Raw genomic sequence first — 23,364 nt, forward strand, 5'->3', positions numbered from 1 at the left:
TTCCTTCCCTCTCTTTCAATGCTTCGATTTTTTACGGAAGACATCGCCTTCAAACTCCCTCAGAAACAGAAAACCCGCAAGTGGCTGAATGAACTGGCCGCCCGGGAAGGCTTCACGATCGGGCAGCTGAACTACATCTTCTGCTCGGACGAGTACCTGCTGAACGTCAACCGCGAGTACCTGGACCACGATTATTACACCGACATCATCACTTTCGACAACTCGGATGAGGAAGACCGGCTGGAGGGTGATATCTTCATCAGCATCGACCGGGTGCGCGACAACGCCCGGCAGTTGAGCATTTCCGAGGAGCAGGAACTCCGGCGGGTGCTGGCCCACGGCCTGCTGCACCTCTGCGGCTACGGCGACAAGTCGGAAGAAGAAGCCCGGCAGATGCGGGCCGGGGAAGAGGAAAGCCTGAAGTGGTGGGTGCTTTAAACCGTCTTTTTTTGCTGGTTTTTCGGGGGAAAAGGCAGTGAATGAGCGTACAGAACATCCGGGCAGAAATCTACACCATTGTCCCACGCCAGCGTACCATAGTCATCCAGAAATACTTCCCTGAAATAGTTTCCATCCCAAAGCCTTTGAATTACCGGCGTTTGGTCGAGCCGCCTTAATAAAGGTTTCAGGTCAACCAGCCGTTTCTCGTCTTCATCGAACCGGCAAACGATCCGGTGCCCTTCCTGAACTTCTTCTATTTTCCTGATCGTGTGAAGCATTCTCCAATTTCAAACCTACATCTCGTCATTGGTCTGCCTTTTAGACTTGGAACCGTTGAAAAGTAACCGGCAATCGTTTTTCTTTCTTTCTTGGCTAACCTTTCCTGTGCCTTGACTCAAGCCGACAAATTCCCGTATTTGCCGCCCGTAAAGCCACTGTTTTTCCGCTTCTTTTTATGCAATTCACTGAACAGGACCAGCACCAGATTTTATCACAGGGAGCCACGCTCGACCTTGTCGAGAAACAGATCAAGCATTTCGTCGACAACTTCCCGTATTTGCCGGTAATCAAAGCCGCCACCGTCGGCGATGGAATCATTCGGGTCAGTGAACAGGATCTGGACGGCATCGTCACCCGGTTCGACCGGCAGGCTGCGGCCCTCTCGCTGATGAAGTTCGTTCCGGCCTCCGGAGCCGCCACGCGGATGTTCAAATCGCTGTTTGCCGCACTGGAAGGGAAAAACGACAAATCGGTCGACGAATTTTTTGCCCGCCTGCCCGATTTTGCCTTCTATGACGCGCTGAAAGCCGTGCTGACCGCCGACGAATCGGACCGCCCTGCCGTGCTGAAGGCCCTGCTGACCGAGGACGGGCTAGATTACGGCAGCCTGCCGAAAGGGCTGCTGCAGTTTCATCAGTATCCCGAAGGTCCCCGCACGCCGGTCGAGGAGCATCTGGTCGAAGGAGCCGTCTACGCCAACTCGGGCGGGCGGGTCCGGATTCATTTCACGGTGTCGCCCGAACACCGCAGCCGCTTCGAGGAACTGATCGAGCGGGTCGTGCCGGATTATGAAGCCAAACTGGGCGTGACTTACGAAGTTACCTTCTCCGAGCAGAAAAAAGCGACCGATACCCTCTCGGTCAACCCCGACAATACGCCCTTCCGGAATTCCGACGGCACCCTGCTGTTCCGCCCGGCGGGCCACGGTGCCCTCATCGAGAACCTGAACGATATCGACGCCGACGTGGTGTTCATCAAAAACATCGACAACGTCGTCCCGGATGCGCTGAAAGACACGACTTATACTTACAAGAAAGTGCTGGGCACGCTGCTTCTGGACGTTCAGCAGCAGATCTTCCGCTTTCAGGAGTTGCTGGATGATGATCTCGTCAGCGAAGGGTATCTGGCGGAAATCGACGATTTTCTGCGGATCACGCTCTGTACGCTGCCTCCGGACGGTTTCGACCAGCTTTCCCAGGAGGAAAAAGTCGATTACTACCGTCGCAAGCTCGACCGGCCGGTGCGGGCCTGCGGGATGGTGAAGAACGTGGGAGAGCCGGGCGGAGGCCCGTTCTGGGCCCGCAACGCCGACGGTTCGGTATCGCTCCAGATCGTGGAATCGGCTCAGATCGATCTGAACAACCCGAAACAGAAACAGATTTTCGATGCGGCCACGCACTTCAACCCGGTGGATCTGGTGTGTTCGCTGAAAAACCGGACGGGCGTAAAATACAATCTGCCCGCCTACCGTGATCCCCAGACGGGTTTCATCACCTCGAAATCGAAAGATGGAAAGGAACTCAAAGCCCAGGAACTGCCCGGGCTCTGGAACGGCGCGATGGCCGACTGGAATACCGTATTCGTAGAGGTTCCTCTGATAACGTTCAATCCGGTTAAAACGGTTAACGATCTGTTACGCAAGGAGCATCAGCCGGCCTGACGGTCACGCCTTCTCCCCCTGAAATCCGGTCAGGCGACCGTTCCGACAGGAACCTCGTCGGCCGGATTTTCCGTGGGTGCTTCTTTCCGGAAGAAGGTCGTCAGTGACGTGTTTTCATAAACGGCCAGGTTGGCGTCCCGAACGCGCTCCATGATCGGGCGGATGGCGCAGGTTACCTCGTCGGAACAGTCGTCACAGCGAACGTAAAAATTCAGCGAAACACAGGGCGTCGGAGCGATCGGTCCGTCGATGACCCGCAGCACCTGGGCCAGATTGACCCGCTCCGGATCGACGCGCAGCAGATAGCCGCCCCCCTTGCCTTTCTGGCTCTGAAGAATGCCGTGGTTCCGCAATTCCAGCAAAATGGCTTCCAGAAATTTCTTCGGAATGTTTTCCTTCGCCGAGATGTAGGAAATCAATACCGGTCCCTTACCGAATTCCTCCGTAAGGACTTTTAATGCTTTAATTGCGTACTTGGCTTTCTTCGAGATCATTGTGTTACGGTAATTTATCAGTTAAATAGAGGTTCTAACGCAAAAGAACTGTATCTATTAGGATGTCTAACGGCTCCAAAAGTCACATGAATCGTTTTAAAACAGCGCTTTCCGTCTTCCGGCCGCAGCAGGTTTTGAAAAAAGGTGTACAAAGTAACCGAGTATGGAGTGATGAAGCAATCCGAAAGAATGCAATTGCAGTAAAGAAAATCGACGGGCGGGGTGGATATTCGGCTATTCTTCAATTTGCCAACAATCGGGCAAGATAATAACTTCATATAAACCGGTCAACTTTTCCGCCTGATTTTACTGCAAACGCAAACTCCAGGCCATTTTACTCATTTTCCGTCCTTAAGGTACAAATATTATAACCTATAAACAAAGTAGATTATTATTTGGTTTGCGTGCGGGCGGATTTGACACTCAGCCGCTTATAAAAAGAAAAAACCGGGGCAAAGCCCCGGCCATTTCGTGCGACACCAATATGAAAATTAAACTTGATTACTTATCGTAGTCGGTATTCTGCGGATCGAAGTTCGTCCAGCCCTGCAGCCAGTTGGTCGTTCCGAAGGCTCCTTTGTAGTCGACCTTCTCGAAGAAGGCATCGGCCACTTTGCCGTCCTTGACGGCTCCGGTCAGCAGCGGAGATGTTCCCTGGGGCAGGAAGTTCGGCGCCGTCAGGTTGAACGTAGCAGCATTGAGCAGTTGAGTGGCCAGATCGGCGGCAGCCACCGTCTGGTTCTTGCGGGCTGCGTCGTTGAAGTAAGTCTGAGCCAGGGCATCGGTAACGGCGCCCGCCCCCGCAACGGGCTTCAGCATATTGGCCAGGACGTTGCCGCGCAGGTCCAGTTTATCGCCCGTGGCGTTGGCCAGCGTACCGGTGGCCGTACCGTCCAGGCGCAGCCCTTCCGGATAACCGACGAACACCGAGTTGTAGATGCTGATGGCCGTATTCCGGCGCAGGTGCATGGCCCGGCCGTACGGACCGCTGCCTTTCGGCGACGGGTTGCCGTTCGGGGCCGCGCTGAAGTTAAAGATGCTGACGTTCGAGAAAACCGGGGCGGTCAGCGGCAGACCCACGTTCGCGCCGGTAGCCGGCTCACCCGGATCGAAGTTGTCCGATTCAAACCCGTTGGAAGTCGACTGGTCGGCTACTTCGGGGTCGCGCAGGGAAACCGCGAACTGGATTTTTCCGGTGAACCCGTGGTCGGTATCGAAATCGTCGTCGAAGCCCCGGTGAGCCACCAGATATTTGGCGTTGACCGTACCGCCGAACCACTCGTAAGAGTCGTCACCGCTGTAGGAGACCTGCACATGGTCGATGGTCGTGCCGGAACCGACGCCGTAGAGCGTCAGACCGTTGATTTCGCTGTTGGATGCGTTCGAGAGCGCAATCCCGCCGAACTCGATCCGAACGTACTGGAGCGTTCCGGAATTGTCGGCCGGTTCGTTGGACGTTCCGTAGGTTCCCTCGATACCGCCTTCGAACGAGCGGGTTCCGGCCTGGTTGTGCGGAGCTTTCCCGATCAGGACGATCCCGCCCCAGTCACCGTAACCACGCTGGCCCGGCGCCTTGCCCGACGTAAAAATGATCGGCTGCTGGGCCGTACCCTTCGCTTCGATTTTACCGCCGGGCTGTACGATCAGCGTACCGCCTTTCTGCTGGCCGGAGGGGTCCTGCGCCGGCGTTCCCCCCTTGATGATGGTACCGGGCTGAATGGTCAGCGTAGCCCCGCTGCGTACATAAACAAACCCTTTGATAAGGTAGACTTTCGAGCTGGACCAGGTGGCATTCGCGGTAATCTGACCCGAAACTTCTTCGACCGGTTTATTACCCAGTGTAAATGACTGCGTACTCGTTGCCGTTTGCGTACCGGTTTTTACGGTAATCGGGCCGTTCTGCGCCCCGGCCGGAACCGTCACCACCAGCTGGGTTTCCGTAGCTGAAGTAACCGTCGCCTGAACATTTCCCCCGAACGTGACGGTATTGCTGGCAGGCGTGGCGCTGAACTGCGTTCCCGCGATGGTCACCGTCCCTCCTACCGGAGCAGTCAGAGGCTCGATGGCCGTAATGCTGAGCACCGGATCCGGTTCATCATCGTTCTTACACGCCGTCACGGCCACAAACACGCCCAGAATCAGTAACAGAGAGTAAGGCCAGCTTTTGAAAAAATTCATAAAAATTCAGATTTGGTTTAACAGATGATTAGGTAGTTATTAAGGGATGATGATTCGGCGACCAAAAGTGTAAATGGCGGTTAACGTGAAATACTGACCCCGGCGGAACTTGCGCACATCCTGATCGGCGGTGGCCGACTGAGACGTCACGTCGCTGCCGATTTTCGCATCCCGGTTGAAATCCTGGGAAAACCGAACCGGGTTGTTCAGAATATCCTGGATACCCAGCCGGACTTCGAACTGCTTATTGAACGTCTTGCTGATGTTCAGGTCGACGACGTTGCGGGGCATTTCGTAGACGGTGGGGTTGTCGAGGTTCCCGACGGCGAAAATCCGCTGCCCGGCCACGTTGTACAGGATGTTGGCCTCCCAGGTGGTTTTCGGATCGGCATAGTACAGACCGGCGTTCACGAGATACGGCGACTGGTTGGCCAGCGGACGCTTGATGTCGGTCGTTCCGGCCAAAGGATAGTTCTGGATGGCTCCGCTGAGGTCCGGTGCCTGAATCACATCGCCGAGGTCGATCCGGCTGTTGATTAGGGACGCGTTCCCGACCACCTGCAGGTTTTGCAGGAACGTGCCGGCCGCATTCGGGAAACCCTTCCGGAATTCGACCTCAACCCCATAGTTGCGGGCCGATTTGGCGTTGGTGAACGTATAGGCCAGCCCGTTGGCAGAAGGCAGCAGGAAGGTTTCGATCGGGTTGACGAACGACTTGTAAAAGGCCGTCACCGAGATCAGTTCGTTCGGCGTCGGGTACAGTTCCCATTTGGCGTCGAAGTTCTGGATCGTGGCGGTTTTCAGAGCGGTATTTCCGCGCACGTCGGCCAGCAGGTTGAAGTCGAAGTAGTTGAACGGGGCCAGCTCGCGGAGTTCCGGACGGTTGAGGGTGGCACTGTAGGCCAGACGCACGTTCTGTTTGTCGTTCAGCTTGTAGGTAAAGTTCAGCGACGGCAGCGGGCTGAATACGCTCCGGTCGACAAGCGTCTTCTTCTGGTTGACCACGACCGACTCCAGCGTCTGGTTGTTGAATTCGCCCCGGAAACCGGCCGTCAGGCTGACGCGCGTTCCCAGGCTCAGGTCACCGCTCACGTAAGCCGCTCCATAGGTATTGAATCCTTCATACGAGTCGAGGTCACGCGTACCGTCGAGCAGCGAAAGACCGCCCGGCTGGCCGGTGACGTTCTGCGGGGAGAACAGCGAGCCGATGTCCTGACGCAGGATGGCGGAGGCATTCCCGAGCGACTGATAGCCGTAGAACCGTGCGGAATAATCCCGGGCCCGGCGTTCCGCGTAGATACCGGCCTTGATACGGCTCGGTTCACGGTCGGTCGGGTTGCCGAAGGTATGCTCGTAGTTGCTTACCAGCGAGAAGACGTTCTCGTTCAGTTTCGAGTAGAAACGACCGACGTCGACGGGGTTCGGCTGGGTCGGCACGGAAAGCTGATAGGGCTGCGGCTGACCGTCGGGACCGGTGGCACCGGTAATGCGAAGGAAACGGGCCCGCTTCCAGTCCGGCTCCCAGCGCCCGGAGTAACCGTAGCTGGCGATCCAGTTTACTTTGGTGAGTTCGCTGAGCGTATGTTCACCCGAGACCTGCGTATTGGCGATGGTCCGGTTTTCGAAGCGCTCGGAGTAGCTGCGCACGTCTACGCCGTCGATGACCAGCTGGCCCTGGCGATCCACGGTTTCGGTGGTACTCAGTTGGTTGAACATCGTTTTCCACTCCAGGATGAAATTCGGAGAGAACCGCAGCGTCCAGTTGTGCAGAACGCCCAGCCGGCTGCTGCGCTGGTAGTTGGCGTCGTTGTAACGCTCGAACAGGTCGTTGGCGGTCAGACCGTTCTCGTAGATATTCAGGCCGACGTCGGCAACCTGGTTGGTTTGCGAGTAGTTGATGCTGGTGATGTTACTGGCGGCAATCCCGCCGATGTCGAGCCGGCGGCCGAGGTTGATGGCCACCCGCACGTCCGGTGATAACGAGACGTTCTTTAGCCCCCAGGTATTGGGCAGCAGCCGGGCGTAGGCGGCCCGCTGAGCCGCGTTCAAGTTGTTGAAATCGCTCGAACGGGACGGGAAGCTGGACGGAATCTGCTGGTCGGCACCCCAGAGACCCAGAAAGTTAAGGCCGCTGCGGGAGTGCGTCTGCACGTTCCGGAAGGTGGTGTTCGGACGATAACCGACCGTCACCCCGACGTCCGTAAAATTCTGATCGGGCCGGCGTTTCGTGTAGATTTTGATAACCCCGCCCGCAAAATCGCCGGGAAGGTCGGCCGAGCCGGATTTGTAGACGATCATCCGGTCGAGGATGTTGCTCGGCACGATGTCGAAGGAGAAGGAGCGTGATTCGACTTCCGTGGAAGGCGTAATGACGTCGTTGATCAGGACCGAGTTGTAGCGGGAACCCAGCCCGCGGATCAGCACGAAGCGGTTGTCGACGATGCTGACGCCCGGAACCCGGCGGATGGCCGCAGCGGCATCGCGGTCCTGCGAGCGCTGAATCTGCTGCGCCGAAATCCCGACGGCGATCGGCTTGAGCTGTTTGATCTCGGTGATGACGGCCACCTCGGTGTTGGTGGCGCGGCTGGCCCGGACCACCACCTCCTGCAGGGAGGTACCTTCCTCGTCGAGTTCGGTGTCGATTACGGTAGAATTTCCGGATTCCACCCGGACCCCGGGAATTTCTTTGGCTTTGTAGGAAACGTAGGTGACCACCACCTTATGGTTACCTACCGGAACGTTGGAGAGAGAGAAAGCGCCTTCAACATCCGTAGTGGTTCCGAGTTGGGTTCCGTCGATCCGGACCGTAGCGCCGATGAGTACTTCTTTGGTTTTCGCGTCCTTGACGCTTCCCCGGAGGGTGCCCGTCTGGGCAAGAGCGGTTAAACTGGTAAATAAAAAAGTGATAAACGTTAACGTGGTCTTCATACATTGGTGTCGTTTCAAAACAACACAAAAGTAGCGGACCAATATTACCGCAATGTTAACCCAATGTTACGACTCAGTTATATTTGATAAGATGAAAATACCTGAAAATGAGCGTGTTGCGCAAAAAGATTAAATCACAGAACGTATACACGCTATTTGGCGATTAACACGAACTATTATTTGGTTACCCTACCGCTTACACACCAGAAACGTCTACTCGATCACTCCGTTGGATAAATTCCCCCTCCCGGTTTCGGCTTCGTACCAGAACCCGTTGACGAAGACATACCGGAGTTGATTCCCGCGTCGGAGCAGGAAGGTCGGAATCCGTCCGGTCTGGATGGAACGGGCCGCCGGGGTGCCGGGCTGGAGCAGGTGAACTGGGGAAACGTGAGTCGTGGCCCGGCTCGCAGCCGCCAGCCGGAACGTGGTCACGCCCTGCCTGACCAACGAGTCCGGATTGTACTTTTTCAAGTCAGCCACTGATTGAAGCGTATCCGGATGCACCAGCCCGGGCGAGAGCGTCAGGCCGGTCGCGTCGATCTCCTCGATGCCGAAAAAGGTCGACAGATCGCCGAAATCGTCGATGGAACTCCGGTAGGCAAAGGTCGTGGCATTGCCCAGATTGATCTCGTTGCGGTTGATGCCGACATCCACTGTCACCGGCTTTCCGTTTCGGATGATCTGCGCATTCCGAACCAGCACGTCGAACAGATAGCGGTCGTTTTCGGGGATGGTATTGTATTCCGAGCGCGACTCGTTCCGGTAGGCGTCCGTTGCGATGGTTTGCAGGGCCGTCAGGATGGCGACGTAGTTCAGTTTGCGGATAAACTGCTTCTCCGGGTCGTTGGGATAACCGCCGGATTCGATCAGGATCAGGGTGGTTCCCCACTTCTGGATGTTGTCGCCGAACGCCCGCGGCTCGAATTCGTCGGAATACCGCCCGACTCCGTCCGGGATGAACTGCTGCAGTACCCGGTTCATGCCCACGATGAGCTGCATCGACCGCTCGCGCACCGGGTTGATGTTGCGGGCGGGGTCGTAGGCCGTCGCCAGAAACGAAATCGTGGCCTGTTTGGCCGTCTGCCCCACGCTGTACCGGGTGTTCTGATCATGCAGGTTAAACCCGAAATCCGGCTTCAGGGTCTGCTGAAGGTTTTTCAGAATCCGCGATTCGGGCGACTGAAGCCGAAGGGCATCCCGGTTCATGTCGATGTCGAGGGCGTTCCGGCGCTGGTAGCGTTCGGCTCCATCGGGATTGAGCATCGGTACGAAATACAGTGTCGTTTCGGTCAGAAGCTGTTTTTTGAGGTCACCGAAGGCGTCGTCCGCACGCATGAAATTGAACAGGTCGAACAGCGCCATCGTAGCTGAAGGCTCGTCGCCGTGCATCTGTGACCACAGCAGCACCTTGCGGGGGCCGTTTCCCAGCTTAATGAGCTGAATCGGCCGTTTCTCCACCGATTCGCCCACCTGCCTGACTTCAAACCGGGCGTCGGTCTTCAGGCGGTCGATGAGGGGCAGAATGTCGGTCTGTTTGAACCGGCGGTGGGTCAGGGCGGGTTCGCGATAGGTGTCGTAGGTATCGAAAAGCTGCCGGGAAAGCGACAAATCCTGGCTGTAGGCGGTAGTCATCAGAAGAAAATTAAGCAAAACGACGGCAAAGCGACCGGCAATAACGACATTGGAGCGTGACATGAGTTTTATCCGTTTTTCCGGTAAATCCTGCAGAAAACTACGGCCGGCCCAGCCATAGGCCGGCAAACGACGCCAGCAGACACAGACACATATTCAACATCACATTCAGACCGGCGGTCCACCAGCGTCCTGTCTGGAGCAGGAGAAGCGTCTCGCTGCTGAAGGTGGAAAACGTACTGAACCCTCCGCAGAAGCCGACCCCGATCAGAAGCCGGATCGTTTCCCGGCCGCTCGCCCGGGCGGTCATCCATCCGACCAGAAAGCCCAGAATCAGACTGGCCAGGACGTTCGCGATCAGCGTAGCCGCCGGAAAAGTGGTTCGAAGCAGCGGCTGCACGTATCGGCTGAGGCTGTAGCGGGTGATGCTGCCCAGCCCTCCTCCCAGAAAAACCAGCCAGAACGGATTGGTCATCATTTATGCGGATTGAGTCGGTAAATTTAGCCTGTTTTTGGTGAAAAAGCCTATTATTGTGCAATGACGCCCCCTGAAACGAACCGTTCTTCGCAACTCCTGCGCCTTTTGGGCGTGGGCTTCGGCATTGCCGTGACCATCGGCGGCACCATCGGCACCGGCATCCTCCGCCGGCCCGGTACCATCGCGCAGGAACTGGGGCAACCCTCGCTGGCGCTGCTGATCTGGACCCTGGTCGGTATCTACGCCCTGGTCGGTTCGCTTCAGGTGATCGAACTGGGCACGATGCTGCCGAAGGCCGGCGCCTGGTATGTGTTCGCCCGGCGGGCGTTCGGGGATTACGCCGGATTTCTGATCGGGATCGGAAGCTGGCTCGGAAGTATTTCGGCAATGGCTTTCGGGGCGGCCGTCATGGGGGAGTATATCGCGCTGCTGGTCCCGGCTTCGTCGGGTTATATCAAACCGATGGCGATCGGGATTCTGGTCCTTTTCGTGGCTTTCCACTGGGTAGGTGTTCGGCTTGCCAGCCAGGCGCAGGAGGTCATGAGCTTTCTGAAAGCCGTCGGCCTGCTGGCGTTCGTCTTCGTCTGCTTCGCCTACACCCCCGACGAACCGATTCAGTTTTCCGGCGACAATACCCTTCCCATTCAGGGATCGCTGACGGTGGCGGTGCTGGCCGCGCTGCAATCGGTGTTCTATACCTACGACGGCTGGCATACGGCGGCCTATTTTACGGAAGAAGACGTCGATCCGAGTAAAAACCTGCCCCGCTCCATGCTGGCAGGCGTTCTGCTGATCATCGGCATTTACCTGCTGGTCAATCTGGCGCTGTTTCACGTGCTGCCGATCGAGCGGCTGGCGCAGTCCAAACTCCCGGCGGCCGACGCTATTCAAACGCTCTACGGGCCGGCCAGCGCCCGGGTCGTTACGGGCCTGCTGCTGATCTCGATCATGGGCATCATCAACGCCCAGATCATGTTCAACCCGCGGGTGCTGTTCGCCATCAGCCGCGACGGCCTGTTCTCAAGGTTCTTTGCCCGGGTCAACGCCGGCGGCACGCCCGGCCGGGCCATGATTCTGACGGCCGGGATGTCCATTCTCATGATCATCACCGGCACCTACGGCAAGCTCTCCGACATTGCCTCCTTCTTCTTCGTGCTGTGCTATGCGGCCGGTTTTGCGTCCCTGATCCGGCTTCGGCAGACCGCCCCGGAACTGCCCCGCCCCTTCCGGGCCTGGGGCTATCCCGTCTCGACCTGGGTGATGCTGGCGGCCTCGCTGGCCTTTCTGGTCGGCGTCATCGTCAGCGACCCCTACAGCAGCGCCTACGCCGTCGGGTTCATCATCATCAGTTACCCGGCCTACCGGCTGGTGAAGCAACTGAATCGGTAAGTCCTCCCTGCTCAATACCGCTCATGAATTTTGGTCAGGAAGGCGATGGTCTGCGCCCGGACCTCGGCGACCGGTCCCGGAAAGTTGTTATGCATCATACTGAACAGCAGCACCTTCCCCTTTCTGGTCACCAGATAACCGCTCAGGTTGAAGGCCCCGGTCAAAGCCCCGGATTTGGCGAAGATGAAGGGAGCGCTTCCGGCTGTCGAGCCCCGGGCCATCGAGCCCCGGGCCGCCAGCAGACTAAAAAGCCGCTTCTGCGGCACGGTGCGGTAAATTTTCTGCAACAGGCTGACGAAAGTCCGGGGCGTGATCAGATTGTAACGCGATAACCCCGAACCGTCCACCCACTTGATCGGGTCGGGCAGGTCCGTCAGGTGTTTCTGGAGGGCGGCCCGGATGGCAAGCGTGCCGTCGAGCGTATCCTGCCCCGACGCGCAGAGCAGCAGGAGATGTTCGGCCAGCATATTGTCGCTGAGCTGAAGCATTCGTTTATACAGCGAATCGGCCGGGAGGCCGTAAACGGTTTTCGCCCGGCGATCCGGCGGAATGGCGGCCACCGTCACGGGCCGGTGCAGCGTATCGGCCAGCAGCCGGGCGGCCACTTCCGGTGACCAGTGAAACGGAACGTCCTGCCGGAACGGCCGCACGGCCTGGGGCCGGTCGAAACGGTTGCCGAACTCGTCCCGGCGGACATCCCGGGAGCCTTTCCAGGAAGAGACCGCCGTCACGCTGTCGCGGAAGATGCGGGGCTCCACGTCCAGACGCGCCACCCGGTCGGGTGAGGTGAACCGGACAAAATTCCCGTACAAGGGCAGCGGGGTGATTTCCGGGGAGTAATAGCTGTTGTAGTCGTCCCAGGCCCAGCCCGGCCCGAAGCGCCGGGCGTTGAAGTTACCCGGGGAGAACACCAGCCGTTCGGGGCGGTTTCGGAGAAAATGCAGGGCCGTCGTATCGGGCAGGTTGGGGTTGAGCAGCGAGGGGTCGCCGGTGCCCCAGAAGATCAGCGAGTCGTTGCGCGAAACGTAGCGAAGAGCCGGCAGGGAATCGCCCAGCGTCATCAGCCCGGCGTAAAAACTAAAAAGTTTGGTATTAGAGGCCGGAACGAAATGCCGGTCGGCGTTCTGCGCCACGACCATCTCTTGTTTTTCCGGGTCGTAGAGGGCGAAACCGGTGAAATGATCGGTCAGGCGGGGGTTTTGCTCCAGTTCCCGCCGAATGGGCCGGTAGGCGGAGCAGCCGGTCAGAAGAAAGAAAAGAAAAACCGGGAGAAGCGAACGTGTCATTCCCAAAGATACGACTTGCCGGCTTCTCCCGGCCGGGCCGGTCAGTTGCTTTTCAGCTTCAGAGCCGCCGAATTGAGGCAATACCGCATGCCGGTCGGGGGCGGGCCGTCATTGAAGACGTGCCCCAGATGGGCGTCGCATACCGCACACTGCACCTCCACCCGGACCATGCCGTAGCTGTAATCCTGCTCAAAATGGATCAGCTCCGTGTCGATCGGGTCGGTGAAACTGGGCCAGCCGGTGCCCGACTCGAATTTACGGCCCGCTTCGAACAGGGGCGTTCCGCAGCAAACGCATTCGTACACGCCGGGGTCATGGGTTTCACAATATTCGCCGGTAAAAGGACGTTCAGTGCCTTTCTGGCGGGTGACGCGGTATTGTTCGGGCGTCAGCAGACGACGCCATTCCTCGTCGGACTTCACAACTTTCTGGATCATATCCTGTGATTTTTGATGGGTAACCGGACTTTCAATCCTGTTCACCAATTCTCTAAACTATTTTCCGATTCGTTTATCTTTACGGTCGGCTATGACCATCCACCAAATTCTCAAACAGTTCTGGGGTTACGAGTCGTTCCGGCCGTTGCAGGAGGACATCATCCGTGCCGTCATCGACCGGCGCGACACGCTCGTGCTGATGCCGACCGGCGGTGGCAAATCCGTCTGTTTCCAGCTTCCGGCGCTGGCGATGGGGGGCGTCTGTATCGTCGTGACACCCCTGATCGCCCTAATGAAAGACCAGGTCGAGCAGCTGCGTCGGCGGGGGATTCCGGCCGTCGCCATCTACTCCGGGATGCACTGGCGCGAGATCGACACCGCCCTCGACAACTGCATCTACGGGAACATCCGGTTTCTGTACGTCTCGCCCGAACGGCTCCGGACCGCTATTCTTATCGAACGGGTCAAGCAGATGAACGTCTGCCTGCTGGCCGTCGATGAAGCCCACTGTATCTCGGCCTGGGGGTATGATTTTCGCCCTCCCTATCTTCAGATTGCGGAATTTCGGCAGTTGCTGCCCGAGGTTCCGGTGGTGGCCCTGACGGCTTCGGCTACCCCCGACGTGCAGAAAGATATCGTCGACAAGCTCGAAATGCGGGAAGCCCAGGTCTTCCGCCAGACGTTCGCCCGCAAGAATCTGTCGTATTCGGCGTTTTACGAAGAGAATAAGGAAGCCCGTCTGCTGAAGGTGCTGCAGGGCGTTCCGGGTTCGGCCATCGTCTACGTCCGAAGCCGCCGGCAGACGCAGGAAATCGCCGAATGGCTCCATCACCACGCCATCCGCGCCGACTATTACCACGCGGGCCTGTCGACGAAACAGCGCTCCGAAAAGCAGGATGCCTGGATTCATAACCGGGTGCGGGTGATGGTGGCGACGAATGCCTTCGGCATGGGCATCGACAAGCCGGACGTCCGGGTGGTGGTGCACATGGACGTTCCGGACAACCTGGAAGCGTATTACCAGGAAGCCGGACGGGCGGGCCGGGATGAGAAGAAGGCTTTTGCGGTATTGCTTTATAACCGGAAGGATCTGACGGACATCGAACAGCGTGTCATCCAGCAGTATCCACCGGTGGAGACGCTGAAGCGGGTGTATCAGGCGCTGGCCAATTTCGCCAACCTGGCGATCGGCGGGGGCGAACTGTCGAGCATCGATTTCGACCTGGCGGCTTTCTGTCAGACGTTCCAGCTGCCGGTGACCGACACGCATTTTGCGCTCCGCCAGTTGCAGCTGGAGGGTTTTATCGAACTGAGCGAAGCCTATTTCATCCCGTCGAAGGTGATGGTGACCGTGGACAACCGGGGGTTGTACGAGTTTCAGGTGATGAACCCGCATTACGATGCCTTCATCAAGCTGCTGCTGCGGATGTACGGCGGAGAACTGTTTACCAACTTCGTCAGTATCTCGGAGACAACGATTGCCAAAACCGCCAATATGCCGGAAAGGGACGTGGTTGCCCTGCTGGAGCAGCTGGCGCAGCGGTCGATCATCAATTACGAAAAACAGAAGGATAAGCCGCAGCTGACCTTCCTGACCCCCCGTTTCGATGCCCGGCAGCTCCCGGTCAACGTGCTGGGCATGGAGGAGAGCAAACAGCGAAACCTCGGTAAGGTGCGGGCGGTGGTGCAGTACGTCGAAAACCCGGTCCAATGCCGGACCCGCATGCTTCAGGCGTATTTCGGGGAAGAACCCGGGGACGCCTGCGGCATCTGCGACCGCTGCCTGAGCCGGCGGCCGGCCGATCCGACGGATGCCGACGAACTCCGGAAGCGCATCCTGAAACAGATCGAAGCCGCCAACGGCGACGGGATTTCACCCCGACAGCTGGCCGACCGGCTCCACCTGACGTCCGACCGGATCGGAGAAACCCTCCGGATGATGGTAGCCAACCACGAACTGCGCATCGACCGGGTCGGTAATTTACATGCAATGCACACAATGAATCCATAAAACGCGAGATGAAGAGATTTACAATCGGCCTGCTCCTGGCCCTGCTGACCGGCTCTCTGTCCCCGGTTTCGGCACAATACCTTCCGGGGCTGGTGAGCAGCAACTACGGCGGTATTTACCGAATGCTGCAAAACCCCTCGTCCATTGCCGGCACCCGGTACAGCTATCAGTTCGTTGCCTTCAATGGTACGTCCACCGTCAATTCGCTCTACACCAAATACATTTCCAAGGGCTTTTTCCAGACGCTTCGCCTGCCCTACGGCCAGAACCTGAGCCTGCCGCTGCGAACCGTCGGCTCCCTCACGAACGCGCCCCGAACCACTTCCTACTCTGAAATTCTGGGGCCTTCCGTGCTGGTCAACATCGGCGGTACGCAATCGCTGGCCCTGCATACCCGTATGCGCAGTTACCTCTACGGCAGCTCGCTGCCCGAACCGCTGACCGGCGCCTACCGCGACCGCCTGACTAATCGTAAGCTGCAACCGGCCTCAGGGGATTTCGACTTCGACCTGGCCCATAACAGCTACGGAGAAATCGGCCTGACCTATGGCCTTCAGGTGTTCGACGGGCAATGGCACCGGCTGAAGCTGGGAGCAACCGTTCGGCGGATCGTCGGGGCACAGTTAAGTTACCTCAATGCCCGGGGCGACTACGCCATCCTGCAAACCAACGGCGACGGCGAGAAAACGCTGGAACTGACCAATCTGGAATATGGTCTGGGTCATACGACGGCCCGGCAGGGGTTCAGCCTGTCTTCCCTGTTCTCATCGGCGTACGGCAGCGGCTGGGGGTATGATTTCGGGGTGACCTACGAAATCGGTCGTCGGACCACCGGCCGGGGTTACAATTCGGAAACCCCCACAAAAGACCCCCGGCCGGCCTATTTCCTCCGGCTTTCGGCGGCCCTGATGAACGGGGGCAGCATTACCTATCCGACAGGGCAGGCTTATACGGGCAGCGGTCCGTTTACGTTCGGGCAGGATGAATTCGAACGGTTCGGCAATGCCCCGGCCGATTACCTGACCGCCAATGCCGACGGTTCTGCCGATCGCTACGCTCCGGGGAAGATAGCCTTGCCCCGGATGCTGCACCTGGAAGGCGACCTGCGGCTGGCGCGGTCGTTTTTCGTGAATGGACTGCTGATGGAGAACCTGATGTCGGGCTCGACCGTCCGGATGCCCAACATGCTGATTGTCAGCCCCCGGTTTGAGGATGAGGACACAGAGTTCGCCCTGCCGATTTCCATCATCGGCCCCGACAGCCGGGTGGCGGTCGGAATGTCGACGCGGGTCGGCCCGCTGACATTGGGTTTCAGCGACGTCGGGCGAATCTTCAGCAAAAAAGGGGATAACCGCAGTTCGATGGCCTGGATCGGCCTTTCGGTCTGGGGCTGGCGGAAGTGATTTACCCCCGACCGCCGGTGCGGTCGGGGGTGGATTACTGCCGTGCTTTCACGACGTTGGTAAATTCGCGGGATTTCAGGGAAGCTCCGCCGATCAGACCGCCGTCGACGTCCGGACAGGCGAAGAGTTCGGCGGCATTTTTTTCATTGGCGCTTCCGCCGTAGAGGAGAGAGGTATTGTCGGCCACTTCGGCTCCATATTTTCCGGCAATGTGCTCGCGGAGCAGGGCGTGCATTTCCTGCGCCTGTTCGGAACTGGCCGTCAGACCCGTGCCGATGGCCCAGATCGGTTCATAGGCGATCACGATGTCGGCAAACTGCTCGGGGGAAAGGTGGAACAGGCTCTCGGTCAGCTGAGTACGTACGAAATCGAAATGAATTTCCGCCTGCCGCTGTTCGAGAGACTCTCCACAGCAAAAGATGGGCGTCAGACCATGGGCCAGGGCTATATTGACTTTTTCGGCCAACTGGGCGTTGGTTTCTCCGGCATACTGCCGGCGTTCGCTGTGGCCGAGAATGACGTACTGCACCCCGATCGACTGCAGCATCGGAGCCGCAATGTCGCCCGTATAGGCGCCGGAAGCTTTCTCATGGCAGTTCTGTGCGCCCAGCGCGACCCGCGACTGGCCCTGCAGGTATTGCCGGATCGTGGTCAGATACACGAAAGGCGGACACAGCACCACCTGAACATCGCCCGTCACCTCGTCTTTCACCATATTGACTACCTCCGACACCAGCGCGACGGCTTCGTCGAGCGTCTTGTTCATCTTCCAGTTTCCGGCGACAATTTTTCTCCGCATAAATCAATGAGTTAGAAAACAATTTGTTGCAATTTCGGGGCGAAATTAGTGGTTTTTTACTACTGTTTTCCATCCACATAAAAAGTAAACCTTCCGTCACGCAACGATTCGCATAAAATTGTGTTTTTAGACAAAAGATTTGTATCTTTCCTTATGATTTGATTTTTACAGCCATGAAACAATTCGGCCTCCTTATTGGGTTATTGCTATCCTGTCTGGGCGCCATTGCAGGGAATGACGATCAGCATAACCAGGAACGGTATGGTTATTTCATAGACAAAAACCGCAAACAGGCCCGCATCCCTTTTCAACTCCATTCCAATCTCATTATCGTCCCGATCCGGGTCAATAATTCAGATACACTGCACTTCATTCTGGATACCGGCGTCAGCTCGGTCATTATTACCGATCCGGAAGCCCTCCGGAAGCAGCCCTTGCGGTATACGCGGAAAGTGAAGCTGTCGGGGGCGGGCGAAGGCGGACAACTGATGGCTTCCGTCGCCATCGACAATCTGCTGAGCATGGGGCCGATGCAGGCCACGCACCAGAATATCGTGGTGCTGGACGACGACATCCTCCACCTTTCCGAGTACGTCGGAGTACCGATCCACGGCATTTTCGGATACGAGGTCTTCAACAATTTCGTCGTTACCATCGACTTCCAGCGCAAGGAGCTGATCCTGACCAACCCCAAGTCGTACCGGTACAAGCGGTCGCAGGGGTTCCGGTATCCCATTACCATTCAGGATACCAAGCCGTACACGGATGTTCTGGCCCTGCTCGAGGGTAACAAAACTCTCCCGATCCGGGTCGTGATCGACACGGGAGCCGGCCATGCGCTGCTGATCAACCGCAGTGAGGATGTCCGTTTGCCCGACAAGGTCATCCGGGCGCAGCTCGGCCGGGGCCTCAGCGGGGTCATCAACGGCAATCTGGGGCGGATTGAGAAGATCCGGCTGGGCAATTTTGAAATGGACAACGTGGTGGCTTCCTTCCCCGACAGCTCGTCGTTCGGGCTGAAGATCGCCCAGCAGGCCAGTGAACGGAACGGAAACATCGGCTGCGAAATCCTGCGAAGGTTCCGGGTGACGTTCAACTATCAGGATAAGTACCTGGTTCTGAAACCGGTCAAACGCATCCTGAAGCAGACGTTCGAACACGACATGAGCGGGATCGAGCTGAAGGCCCGGGGCAATAATTACCGCAGCTTCTACATCGCCAAAGTCATCGACGACTCCCCCGCCGGGATGGCCGGCCTCCGCGACGGCGACGAAATCCTGTTCATCAACAATACGCCGGCCGGTGAGATGAGCATCAGCGAAATCTATAAGGTTCTTCAGAAGGGCGAAGGCAAGGAAATCAGCATGCTGGTCCGAAGGAACGGCAATGTGGTGTTCGCCAGCTTCGCGCTGAAACGAATGATCTGACAACAATGAAAAAGGCCGGGCTTCAGTCCGGCCTTTTTCATTTCGTACAAAAATTAAAACGGTCTCTTCAGGGGTGAAAAGACCGCTCAAAACGCTTCGACACCGTATCGAATCAGACGGAAAGCGTACCTTTCTGGTGTGCTTCCTTCAATACAGCCTCCAGGCCTTTCTTGTTGATGGTCCGCATCGCTGAGGTCGCCACTTTCAGGGTAATCCATTCACCCTGCGACTCCAGGAAGAACCGCTTCTTCTGTAAGTTGGGATAAAACTTACGCTTGGTTTTATTGTTAGCGTGCGATACGTTATTACCAACCCGCGTCCGTTTTCCCGTAATTTGACAAACTCGTGCCATGACAATTACCAGTTTCTGAATGAGCCTGCAAAATTGGCAAATATTTGACAGTAATCCAACTAAACGCCGGAAAAGTTCTGCCGACGAGGTTAAAAATTTAGCCGGCCGGCCGGTCTCCGTCAGATTTTTTCTCGTTTGAAACCATAAGGGCAGTGCCGGCAGCCGTTCCGGCAGCAATAGCCGCGCTTCAGATGGTATTTCTCGGTAAAAACCAGGAAACCTTCTTCCGTATAGTAATAGTCTTCCTCTTCAAGGCCAGGCGTTCTGGGCTTTTCAGGGCGAGGTCTTCGCATGTTTTGTCCGGCAGTACAAGTATTCGTATTTTTGAACCGGTGTTTAAGTAAAAAGTTTCGGACGGCGGCCCAGTCGAATCGGCCGGGCGTCGGTTCAGTTCCTGCGTGCCAACCTATCAATCCTGATTATGGAAACGATTTCCTCTCTCTCCGCGACGCAACAGGCCATTGACCTCGAGTTAAAATATGGCGCCCACAACTATAAGCCTCTGCCGGTCGTCCTGAGCCGGGGAGAAGGAATCTTCGTCTGGGACGTGGAGGGCCGCAGATATTTCGATTTTCTGTCGGCTTACAGCGCCGTCAGCCAGGGCCACTGCCACCCGCGCATCATTGGCGCGCTCGTCGGGCAGGCCCAGCGCCTGACCCTGACCTCCCGTGCCTTTCATACCGACCGGCTCGGGGTGTGCGAAAAATTTCTCTGCGAGTATTTCGGCTACGACAAGGTGCTGATGATGAACTCCGGCGCGGAAGGTGGAGAAACCGCCCTCAAACTAACCCGCAAATGGGCCTATAAGGTCAAGGGAATCCCGCAGAACCAGGCCCGAACCGTGTTTGCCACCGGAAACTTCTGGGGCCGTACGATGGCCGCCATCTCCTCCTCGACCGATCCCGAAAGCACCAACGACTACGGCCCCCTCCTGCCGGGCTATGTGCTGGTCCCCTACAACAACCTCCATGCTCTGGAGGATACGTTCCGGAAAGACCCGAACATCGCCGGCTTCATGGTGGAACCGATTCAGGGCGAAGCGGGCGTGGTCGTGCCGGACGAAGGTTACCTGAAAGGCGTCCGCGACCTATGTACCCGCTATAACGTCCTGTTCATCGCCGACGAGGTACAGACCGGCATCGGCCGCACCGGCCGCCGGCTGGCCTGCGACCATGAAGCCGTCAAACCGGACCTGCTCGTGCTGGGAAAAGCGCTCTCCGGCGGCATTATGCCGGTTTCGGCCGTCCTGGCCGATGACGAGGTCATGCTGACCATCCGGCCGGGTGAACACGGTTCCACCTACGGCGGCAACCCGCTCGCCTGCGCCGTCACGATGGAAGCCCTGCGGGTGGTGGAAGACGAAAAACTGGCCGAAAACGCGGCCGCCATGGGCGACATCTTTCGGAGCCGGATGAACGGTCTGAAGGAAAAAAGCGGGCTGGTGAGCCTGGTTCGCGGGAAAGGCCTGCTGAACGCCCTGGTGATCGGAGCGCACCCGGCTTACGGCGAAAAGACCGCCTGGGAAATCTGCCTGCGTCTGAAGGATGCGGGCCTGCTCTGTAAGCCTACCCATGGCGATAAGATCCGCTTTGCCCCCCCGCTGGTCATCACCGAAGAACAGATGCACGAAGCCTGCGATCTGATCGAACAGGTGGTCGTCGGCCTGTAAGACGGCTTCCTCAGAATCAAGCGGTTGCCAACGCTGACGGAGGCCGCTTTATTTTTGGCATTTGTTAAAAATTTTAAATGCTTCGTGCAACGTTGTTTAACGACACCGTGTCATTGGTTTGAATTTCAGCCGTACCCGATTCCTCAGTCCGCTTGGAAACGAAGTTGTATATCGATCGACATGTCGAATTAGTAGAAAGGTGTAAACAGGGCGACCGACGTGCTCAGTACGAGTTGTACAAGCATTACTCGAAGGCAATGTTCAACGTCTGTATGCGAATCCTCAACCACATTGGTGAGGCCGAGGACGTATTGCAGGAGGCCTTTCTGGACGCTTTCAACAATCTGCAGACTTTCCGGAATCAATCGACGTTCGGTGCCTGGCTGAAGCAGATCGTCGTCCACCGGGCCATCAATCACCTCCGCGGACGCAGGGTGCAATGGGTCGATATCGATTCGTATCGACCGGGCGAAGACGACGGCCTGGACATGGCCGACGCCGAACCGTACGACGAGGAAGGAGTTCAACTGGAAGTGGATCGGGTCCGGCGGGCCATGCAAAACCTGCCGGAAGGGTACCGGGTAGTTCTGTCGCTGTACCTGTTCGAAGGCTACGATCATGAGGAAATCGGCGCCGTTCTCGGAATCAGCGAAACCACCTCCCGGACGCAGTACATGCGGGCCAAGAAACGGTTGCTGGAAATGTTGAAATAAGTTTAATACGCGTGTGCCGAAAGGCGAAATAATTGAATTGCTGAATGACGGTTCGCTGTTGCGACGGTTCGCCGTTGCGATTGAATAATCGATGGAAGGTTGCCTTCGGGCGCCGGAAGATCCCTTCATTCACCGGTTCGAAAATAGAATGTAACCAATGATGAAAGACAAACTGGAACGATTTGTCCGGGATAACCGGGAAGACTTCGATGCATTTGAGCCTCGTGCGGATTTATGGAAGGAGTTGGAAAAAGGGCTTGGGCATAAAGAGCGCCCGTTGTGGCTGGGTTCGGCATGGACCGGCCTGAATACATCCCGTCGCATGGTCTGGCAGATTGCCGCAACGATTGCACTGGTGATCGGCCTGGGTGGTTTCTGGTACTTTAAGTATAACTACGGCATCACCGAACAACCGGACGTGATGGCCGTCAACCCGACCTACGCCCGGACGGTGACGCAGTATACCCGCCTGATCGAAGTGAAGCAGTCGGAATTGAAAACGCTTACCGAAAATAACCCTGCGCTCTACCAGCAGTTTGCAACTGATCTGGAACGACTGGAGAAAAGCTACCAGAACCTGCGGATGGAGCTTCCGAAGACTCCCAATCAGGAAGTGCTGATCCAGGCGATGGTACAGAATCTGCAAACGCAGATCGACCTGCTCAACCAGCAGTTGATGATTATCCAACGCATCAAGCAACAAAGAAATGGACCGAATAAAGAACTTGTTTAACGTGCTGATCGTCGGCTTTCTGTCGGTCGGTTTCCTTCGGGCCGAAGATATTTCGGCCGCCGAACGGAAAAAGACCATCGTGAAGGTCTACGACGTCAGTCAGAAAGACAATCTGGTGATTGAAAACCAGTTTGGGAATGTGAATATCAATCTGTGGAGCCGCGACGAAATCCGGGTAGACATTACCATCACGGCCAACTCCAGCTCCGACGAACGGGTGCAGCGGTTTCTCGACGCCGTCGAGATCATCGAAAAGCGGAACGGTGACCAGATCATGCTGAAAACCCAGATCGAGCGGAACGGCATGGGCCAGAACGGCAACTGGATCATCAACAAGAACAAGGACGGCGAAAAGAACTTCGTCCAGATCGACTACCAGGTTTCGATGCCCAAAGGCAACGCCCTGACGGTCAAAAACTCCTTCGGAAATACGACGATTCCGACCTTCCGCGCCCCGTTGACCGTCAACAACCAGTACGGTAACTTCTACGCCACCGAACTCGTCGGCAGCCAGAATACCATCGACGTGCGGTTCGGGAAGGCCGAAATCCGGCAGATCGAGAACGGAAAGCTCAATATTCAATACTCGAAGCTGCAACTCGACAAGGCCAATGTGCTGAATCTGAACAACCAGTTCGGCGCCCTCAAGATCGGGGAAGTGAACGTCCTGGACGGCAACATCGGCTACTCCGGCGCCCTCATCGGCCTGCTGAAAGAATCCTGCCGGATGAAGCTCAATTTCTCCGGCAGCTTCAAGATCGAACAGATGAACAAATCGGCCGACAACGTCGATATTCAGGCGAATTATTCCTCGGTGGTATTGCCGATCGCGGAGAGCAGCGACGCCAACTTCGACGTTACGGTAAGCTACGGCGGCTTCAAATATCCATCAGACCCCCGGTTTGTCCTGACCGCCCAGCCGGCGGAGGATGATAACCGCCACGGTCCGAAGTTTACGAAGCAATACAGCGGAAAGATGGGCAAAGGAAACGGAACCAAAGTCCGGGTCGTGGCCACCTTCGGCGATGTGAAATTTCAATAATCGACTCCCG

22 protein-coding genes are annotated in these 23,364 nt (G+C 57.2%); 11 read left to right on the top strand and 11 right to left on the bottom strand.

The window, feature by feature from the left end; translation table 11 throughout:
* Positions 1–18: 18 nt before the first annotated feature.
* Positions 19–438, top strand: coding sequence for an rRNA maturation RNase YbeY (gene ybeY / locus DX909_RS22050; protein WP_128547394.1), 420 nt, complete (start codon positions 19–21; stop codon positions 436–438).
* Here ybeY and DX909_RS22055 read toward each other — a convergent pair.
* Positions 435–719, bottom strand: a complete 285-nt coding sequence (locus tag DX909_RS22055) for a DUF2442 domain-containing protein (RefSeq protein ID WP_128547395.1) — start codon at positions 717–719, stop codon at positions 435–437. The genes ybeY and DX909_RS22055 overlap by 4 nt on opposite strands.
* Before the next feature lie 176 nt (positions 720–895).
* Here DX909_RS22055 and DX909_RS22060 point away from each other — a divergent pair, with 176 nt between their 5' ends.
* Positions 896–2,380: a DUF4301 family protein gene (locus tag DX909_RS22060; RefSeq protein ID WP_128547396.1), complete on the top strand. Its 1,485-nt coding sequence runs from the start codon at positions 896–898 to the stop codon at positions 2,378–2,380.
* A 29-nt stretch (positions 2,381–2,409) separates the two neighbouring features.
* Here DX909_RS22060 and DX909_RS22065 read toward each other — a convergent pair whose 3' ends face one another.
* Positions 2,410–2,874 (bottom strand): RrF2 family transcriptional regulator, encoded by a 465-nt coding sequence (locus DX909_RS22065; RefSeq protein ID WP_128547397.1) that lies wholly within the window; start codon positions 2,872–2,874, stop codon positions 2,410–2,412.
* Between the two features lie 86 nt (positions 2,875–2,960).
* Between DX909_RS22065 and DX909_RS22070 the strand changes: the two genes are divergently transcribed.
* Positions 2,961–3,143, top strand: a complete 183-nt coding sequence (locus tag DX909_RS22070; protein ID WP_128547398.1) for a hypothetical protein — start codon at positions 2,961–2,963, stop codon at positions 3,141–3,143.
* Positions 3,144–3,375: 232 nt separating this feature from the next.
* Here the strand turns inward: DX909_RS22070 and DX909_RS22075 are convergent, their stop codons facing one another.
* The 4 genes from DX909_RS22075 to crcB all read right to left on the bottom strand — a co-directional run bounded on the left by DX909_RS22075 (position 3,376) and on the right by crcB (position 10,093).
* Positions 3,376–5,052: an IPT/TIG domain-containing protein gene (locus tag DX909_RS22075; RefSeq protein ID WP_128547399.1), complete on the bottom strand. Its 1,677-nt coding sequence runs from the start codon at positions 5,050–5,052 to the stop codon at positions 3,376–3,378.
* Positions 5,053–5,091: 39 nt separating this feature from the next.
* A complete protein-coding gene (locus DX909_RS22080) occupies positions 5,092–7,980 on the bottom strand; it encodes a TonB-dependent receptor (RefSeq protein WP_128547400.1) in 2,889 nt (962 codons plus the stop codon).
* 213 nt (positions 7,981–8,193) lie between these two features.
* On the bottom strand, positions 8,194–9,678 hold the full coding sequence (locus DX909_RS22085; protein WP_310589871.1) for a M14 family metallopeptidase: 1,485 nt from the start codon (positions 9,676–9,678) through the stop codon (positions 8,194–8,196).
* Positions 9,679–9,715: 37 nt separating this feature from the next.
* Positions 9,716–10,093 (bottom strand): fluoride efflux transporter CrcB, encoded by a 378-nt coding sequence (gene crcB / locus DX909_RS22090; protein ID WP_229311149.1) that lies wholly within the window; start codon positions 10,091–10,093, stop codon positions 9,716–9,718.
* A gap of 60 nt (positions 10,094–10,153) precedes the next feature.
* Between crcB and DX909_RS22095 the strand changes: the two genes are divergently transcribed.
* Positions 10,154–11,482 carry an APC family permease gene (locus DX909_RS22095; RefSeq protein WP_128547401.1) on the top strand — a complete coding sequence of 443 codons (1,329 nt, stop codon included), beginning with the start codon at positions 10,154–10,156 and terminating at the stop codon, positions 11,480–11,482.
* 11 nt (positions 11,483–11,493) lie between these two features.
* Here DX909_RS22095 and DX909_RS22100 read toward each other — a convergent pair whose 3' ends face one another.
* Positions 11,494–12,768, bottom strand: coding sequence for a D-alanyl-D-alanine carboxypeptidase/D-alanyl-D-alanine-endopeptidase (locus tag DX909_RS22100; protein WP_128547402.1), 1,275 nt, complete (start codon positions 12,766–12,768; stop codon positions 11,494–11,496).
* A gap of 41 nt (positions 12,769–12,809) precedes the next feature.
* Positions 12,810–13,205, bottom strand: coding sequence for a peptide-methionine (R)-S-oxide reductase MsrB (gene msrB, locus DX909_RS22105; RefSeq protein WP_128547403.1), 396 nt, complete (start codon positions 13,203–13,205; stop codon positions 12,810–12,812).
* Between the two features lie 91 nt (positions 13,206–13,296).
* On the opposite strand from msrB, the gene DX909_RS22110 reads away from it, so the two are divergent.
* Both DX909_RS22110 and DX909_RS22115 read left to right on the top strand, forming a co-directional pair.
* A complete protein-coding gene (locus DX909_RS22110; protein ID WP_128547404.1) occupies positions 13,297–15,216 on the top strand; it encodes a RecQ family ATP-dependent DNA helicase in 1,920 nt (639 codons plus the stop codon).
* Positions 15,217–15,224: 8 nt separating this feature from the next.
* The gene (locus DX909_RS22115; RefSeq protein ID WP_128547405.1) at positions 15,225–16,619 is read left to right on the top strand and encodes a DUF5723 family protein; all 1,395 of its coding nucleotides are present in this window, start codon (positions 15,225–15,227) and stop codon (positions 16,617–16,619) included.
* A 34-nt stretch (positions 16,620–16,653) separates the two neighbouring features.
* Here the strand turns inward: DX909_RS22115 and tpiA are convergent, their stop codons facing one another.
* Positions 16,654–17,418 carry a triose-phosphate isomerase gene (gene tpiA, locus DX909_RS22120; protein WP_128547406.1) on the bottom strand — a complete coding sequence of 255 codons (765 nt, stop codon included), beginning with the start codon at positions 17,416–17,418 and terminating at the stop codon, positions 16,654–16,656.
* A gap of 173 nt (positions 17,419–17,591) precedes the next feature.
* Between tpiA and DX909_RS22125 the strand changes: the two genes are divergently transcribed.
* Entirely contained in the window at positions 17,592–18,845 is a 1,254-nt protein-coding gene (locus DX909_RS22125; RefSeq protein ID WP_128547407.1) for an aspartyl protease family protein, read from the top strand.
* A 112-nt stretch (positions 18,846–18,957) separates the two neighbouring features.
* Here DX909_RS22125 and rpmB read toward each other — a convergent pair whose 3' ends face one another.
* Entirely contained in the window at positions 18,958–19,197 is a 240-nt protein-coding gene (rpmB, locus tag DX909_RS22130) for a 50S ribosomal protein L28 (RefSeq protein ID WP_128547408.1), read from the bottom strand.
* Positions 19,198–19,316: 119 nt separating this feature from the next.
* Positions 19,317–19,490 carry a C1orf53 family protein gene (locus DX909_RS29620; protein WP_164851369.1) on the bottom strand — a complete coding sequence of 58 codons (174 nt, stop codon included), beginning with the start codon at positions 19,488–19,490 and terminating at the stop codon, positions 19,317–19,319.
* A 128-nt stretch (positions 19,491–19,618) separates the two neighbouring features.
* Between DX909_RS29620 and rocD the strand changes: the two genes are divergently transcribed.
* The 4 genes from rocD to DX909_RS22150 all read left to right on the top strand — a co-directional run bounded on the left by rocD (position 19,619) and on the right by DX909_RS22150 (position 23,354).
* Positions 19,619–20,866: an ornithine--oxo-acid transaminase gene (gene rocD, locus DX909_RS22135; protein WP_128547409.1), complete on the top strand. Its 1,248-nt coding sequence runs from the start codon at positions 19,619–19,621 to the stop codon at positions 20,864–20,866.
* 152 nt (positions 20,867–21,018) lie between these two features.
* A complete protein-coding gene (locus DX909_RS22140; RefSeq protein WP_128547410.1) occupies positions 21,019–21,579 on the top strand; it encodes an RNA polymerase sigma factor in 561 nt (186 codons plus the stop codon).
* 157 nt (positions 21,580–21,736) lie between these two features.
* Positions 21,737–22,312 (top strand): hypothetical protein, encoded by a 576-nt coding sequence (locus tag DX909_RS22145; RefSeq protein WP_128547411.1) that lies wholly within the window; start codon positions 21,737–21,739, stop codon positions 22,310–22,312.
* Positions 22,287–23,354 (top strand): DUF4097 family beta strand repeat-containing protein, encoded by a 1,068-nt coding sequence (locus DX909_RS22150; RefSeq protein WP_128547412.1) that lies wholly within the window; start codon positions 22,287–22,289, stop codon positions 23,352–23,354. The genes DX909_RS22145 and DX909_RS22150 overlap by 26 nt, the downstream gene beginning before the upstream one ends.
* Positions 23,355–23,364 lie beyond the last annotated feature (10 nt).

This window comes from Larkinella soli (genome assembly GCF_003703975.1).
Classification (GTDB): domain Bacteria; phylum Bacteroidota; class Bacteroidia; order Cytophagales; family Spirosomataceae; genus Larkinella; species Larkinella soli.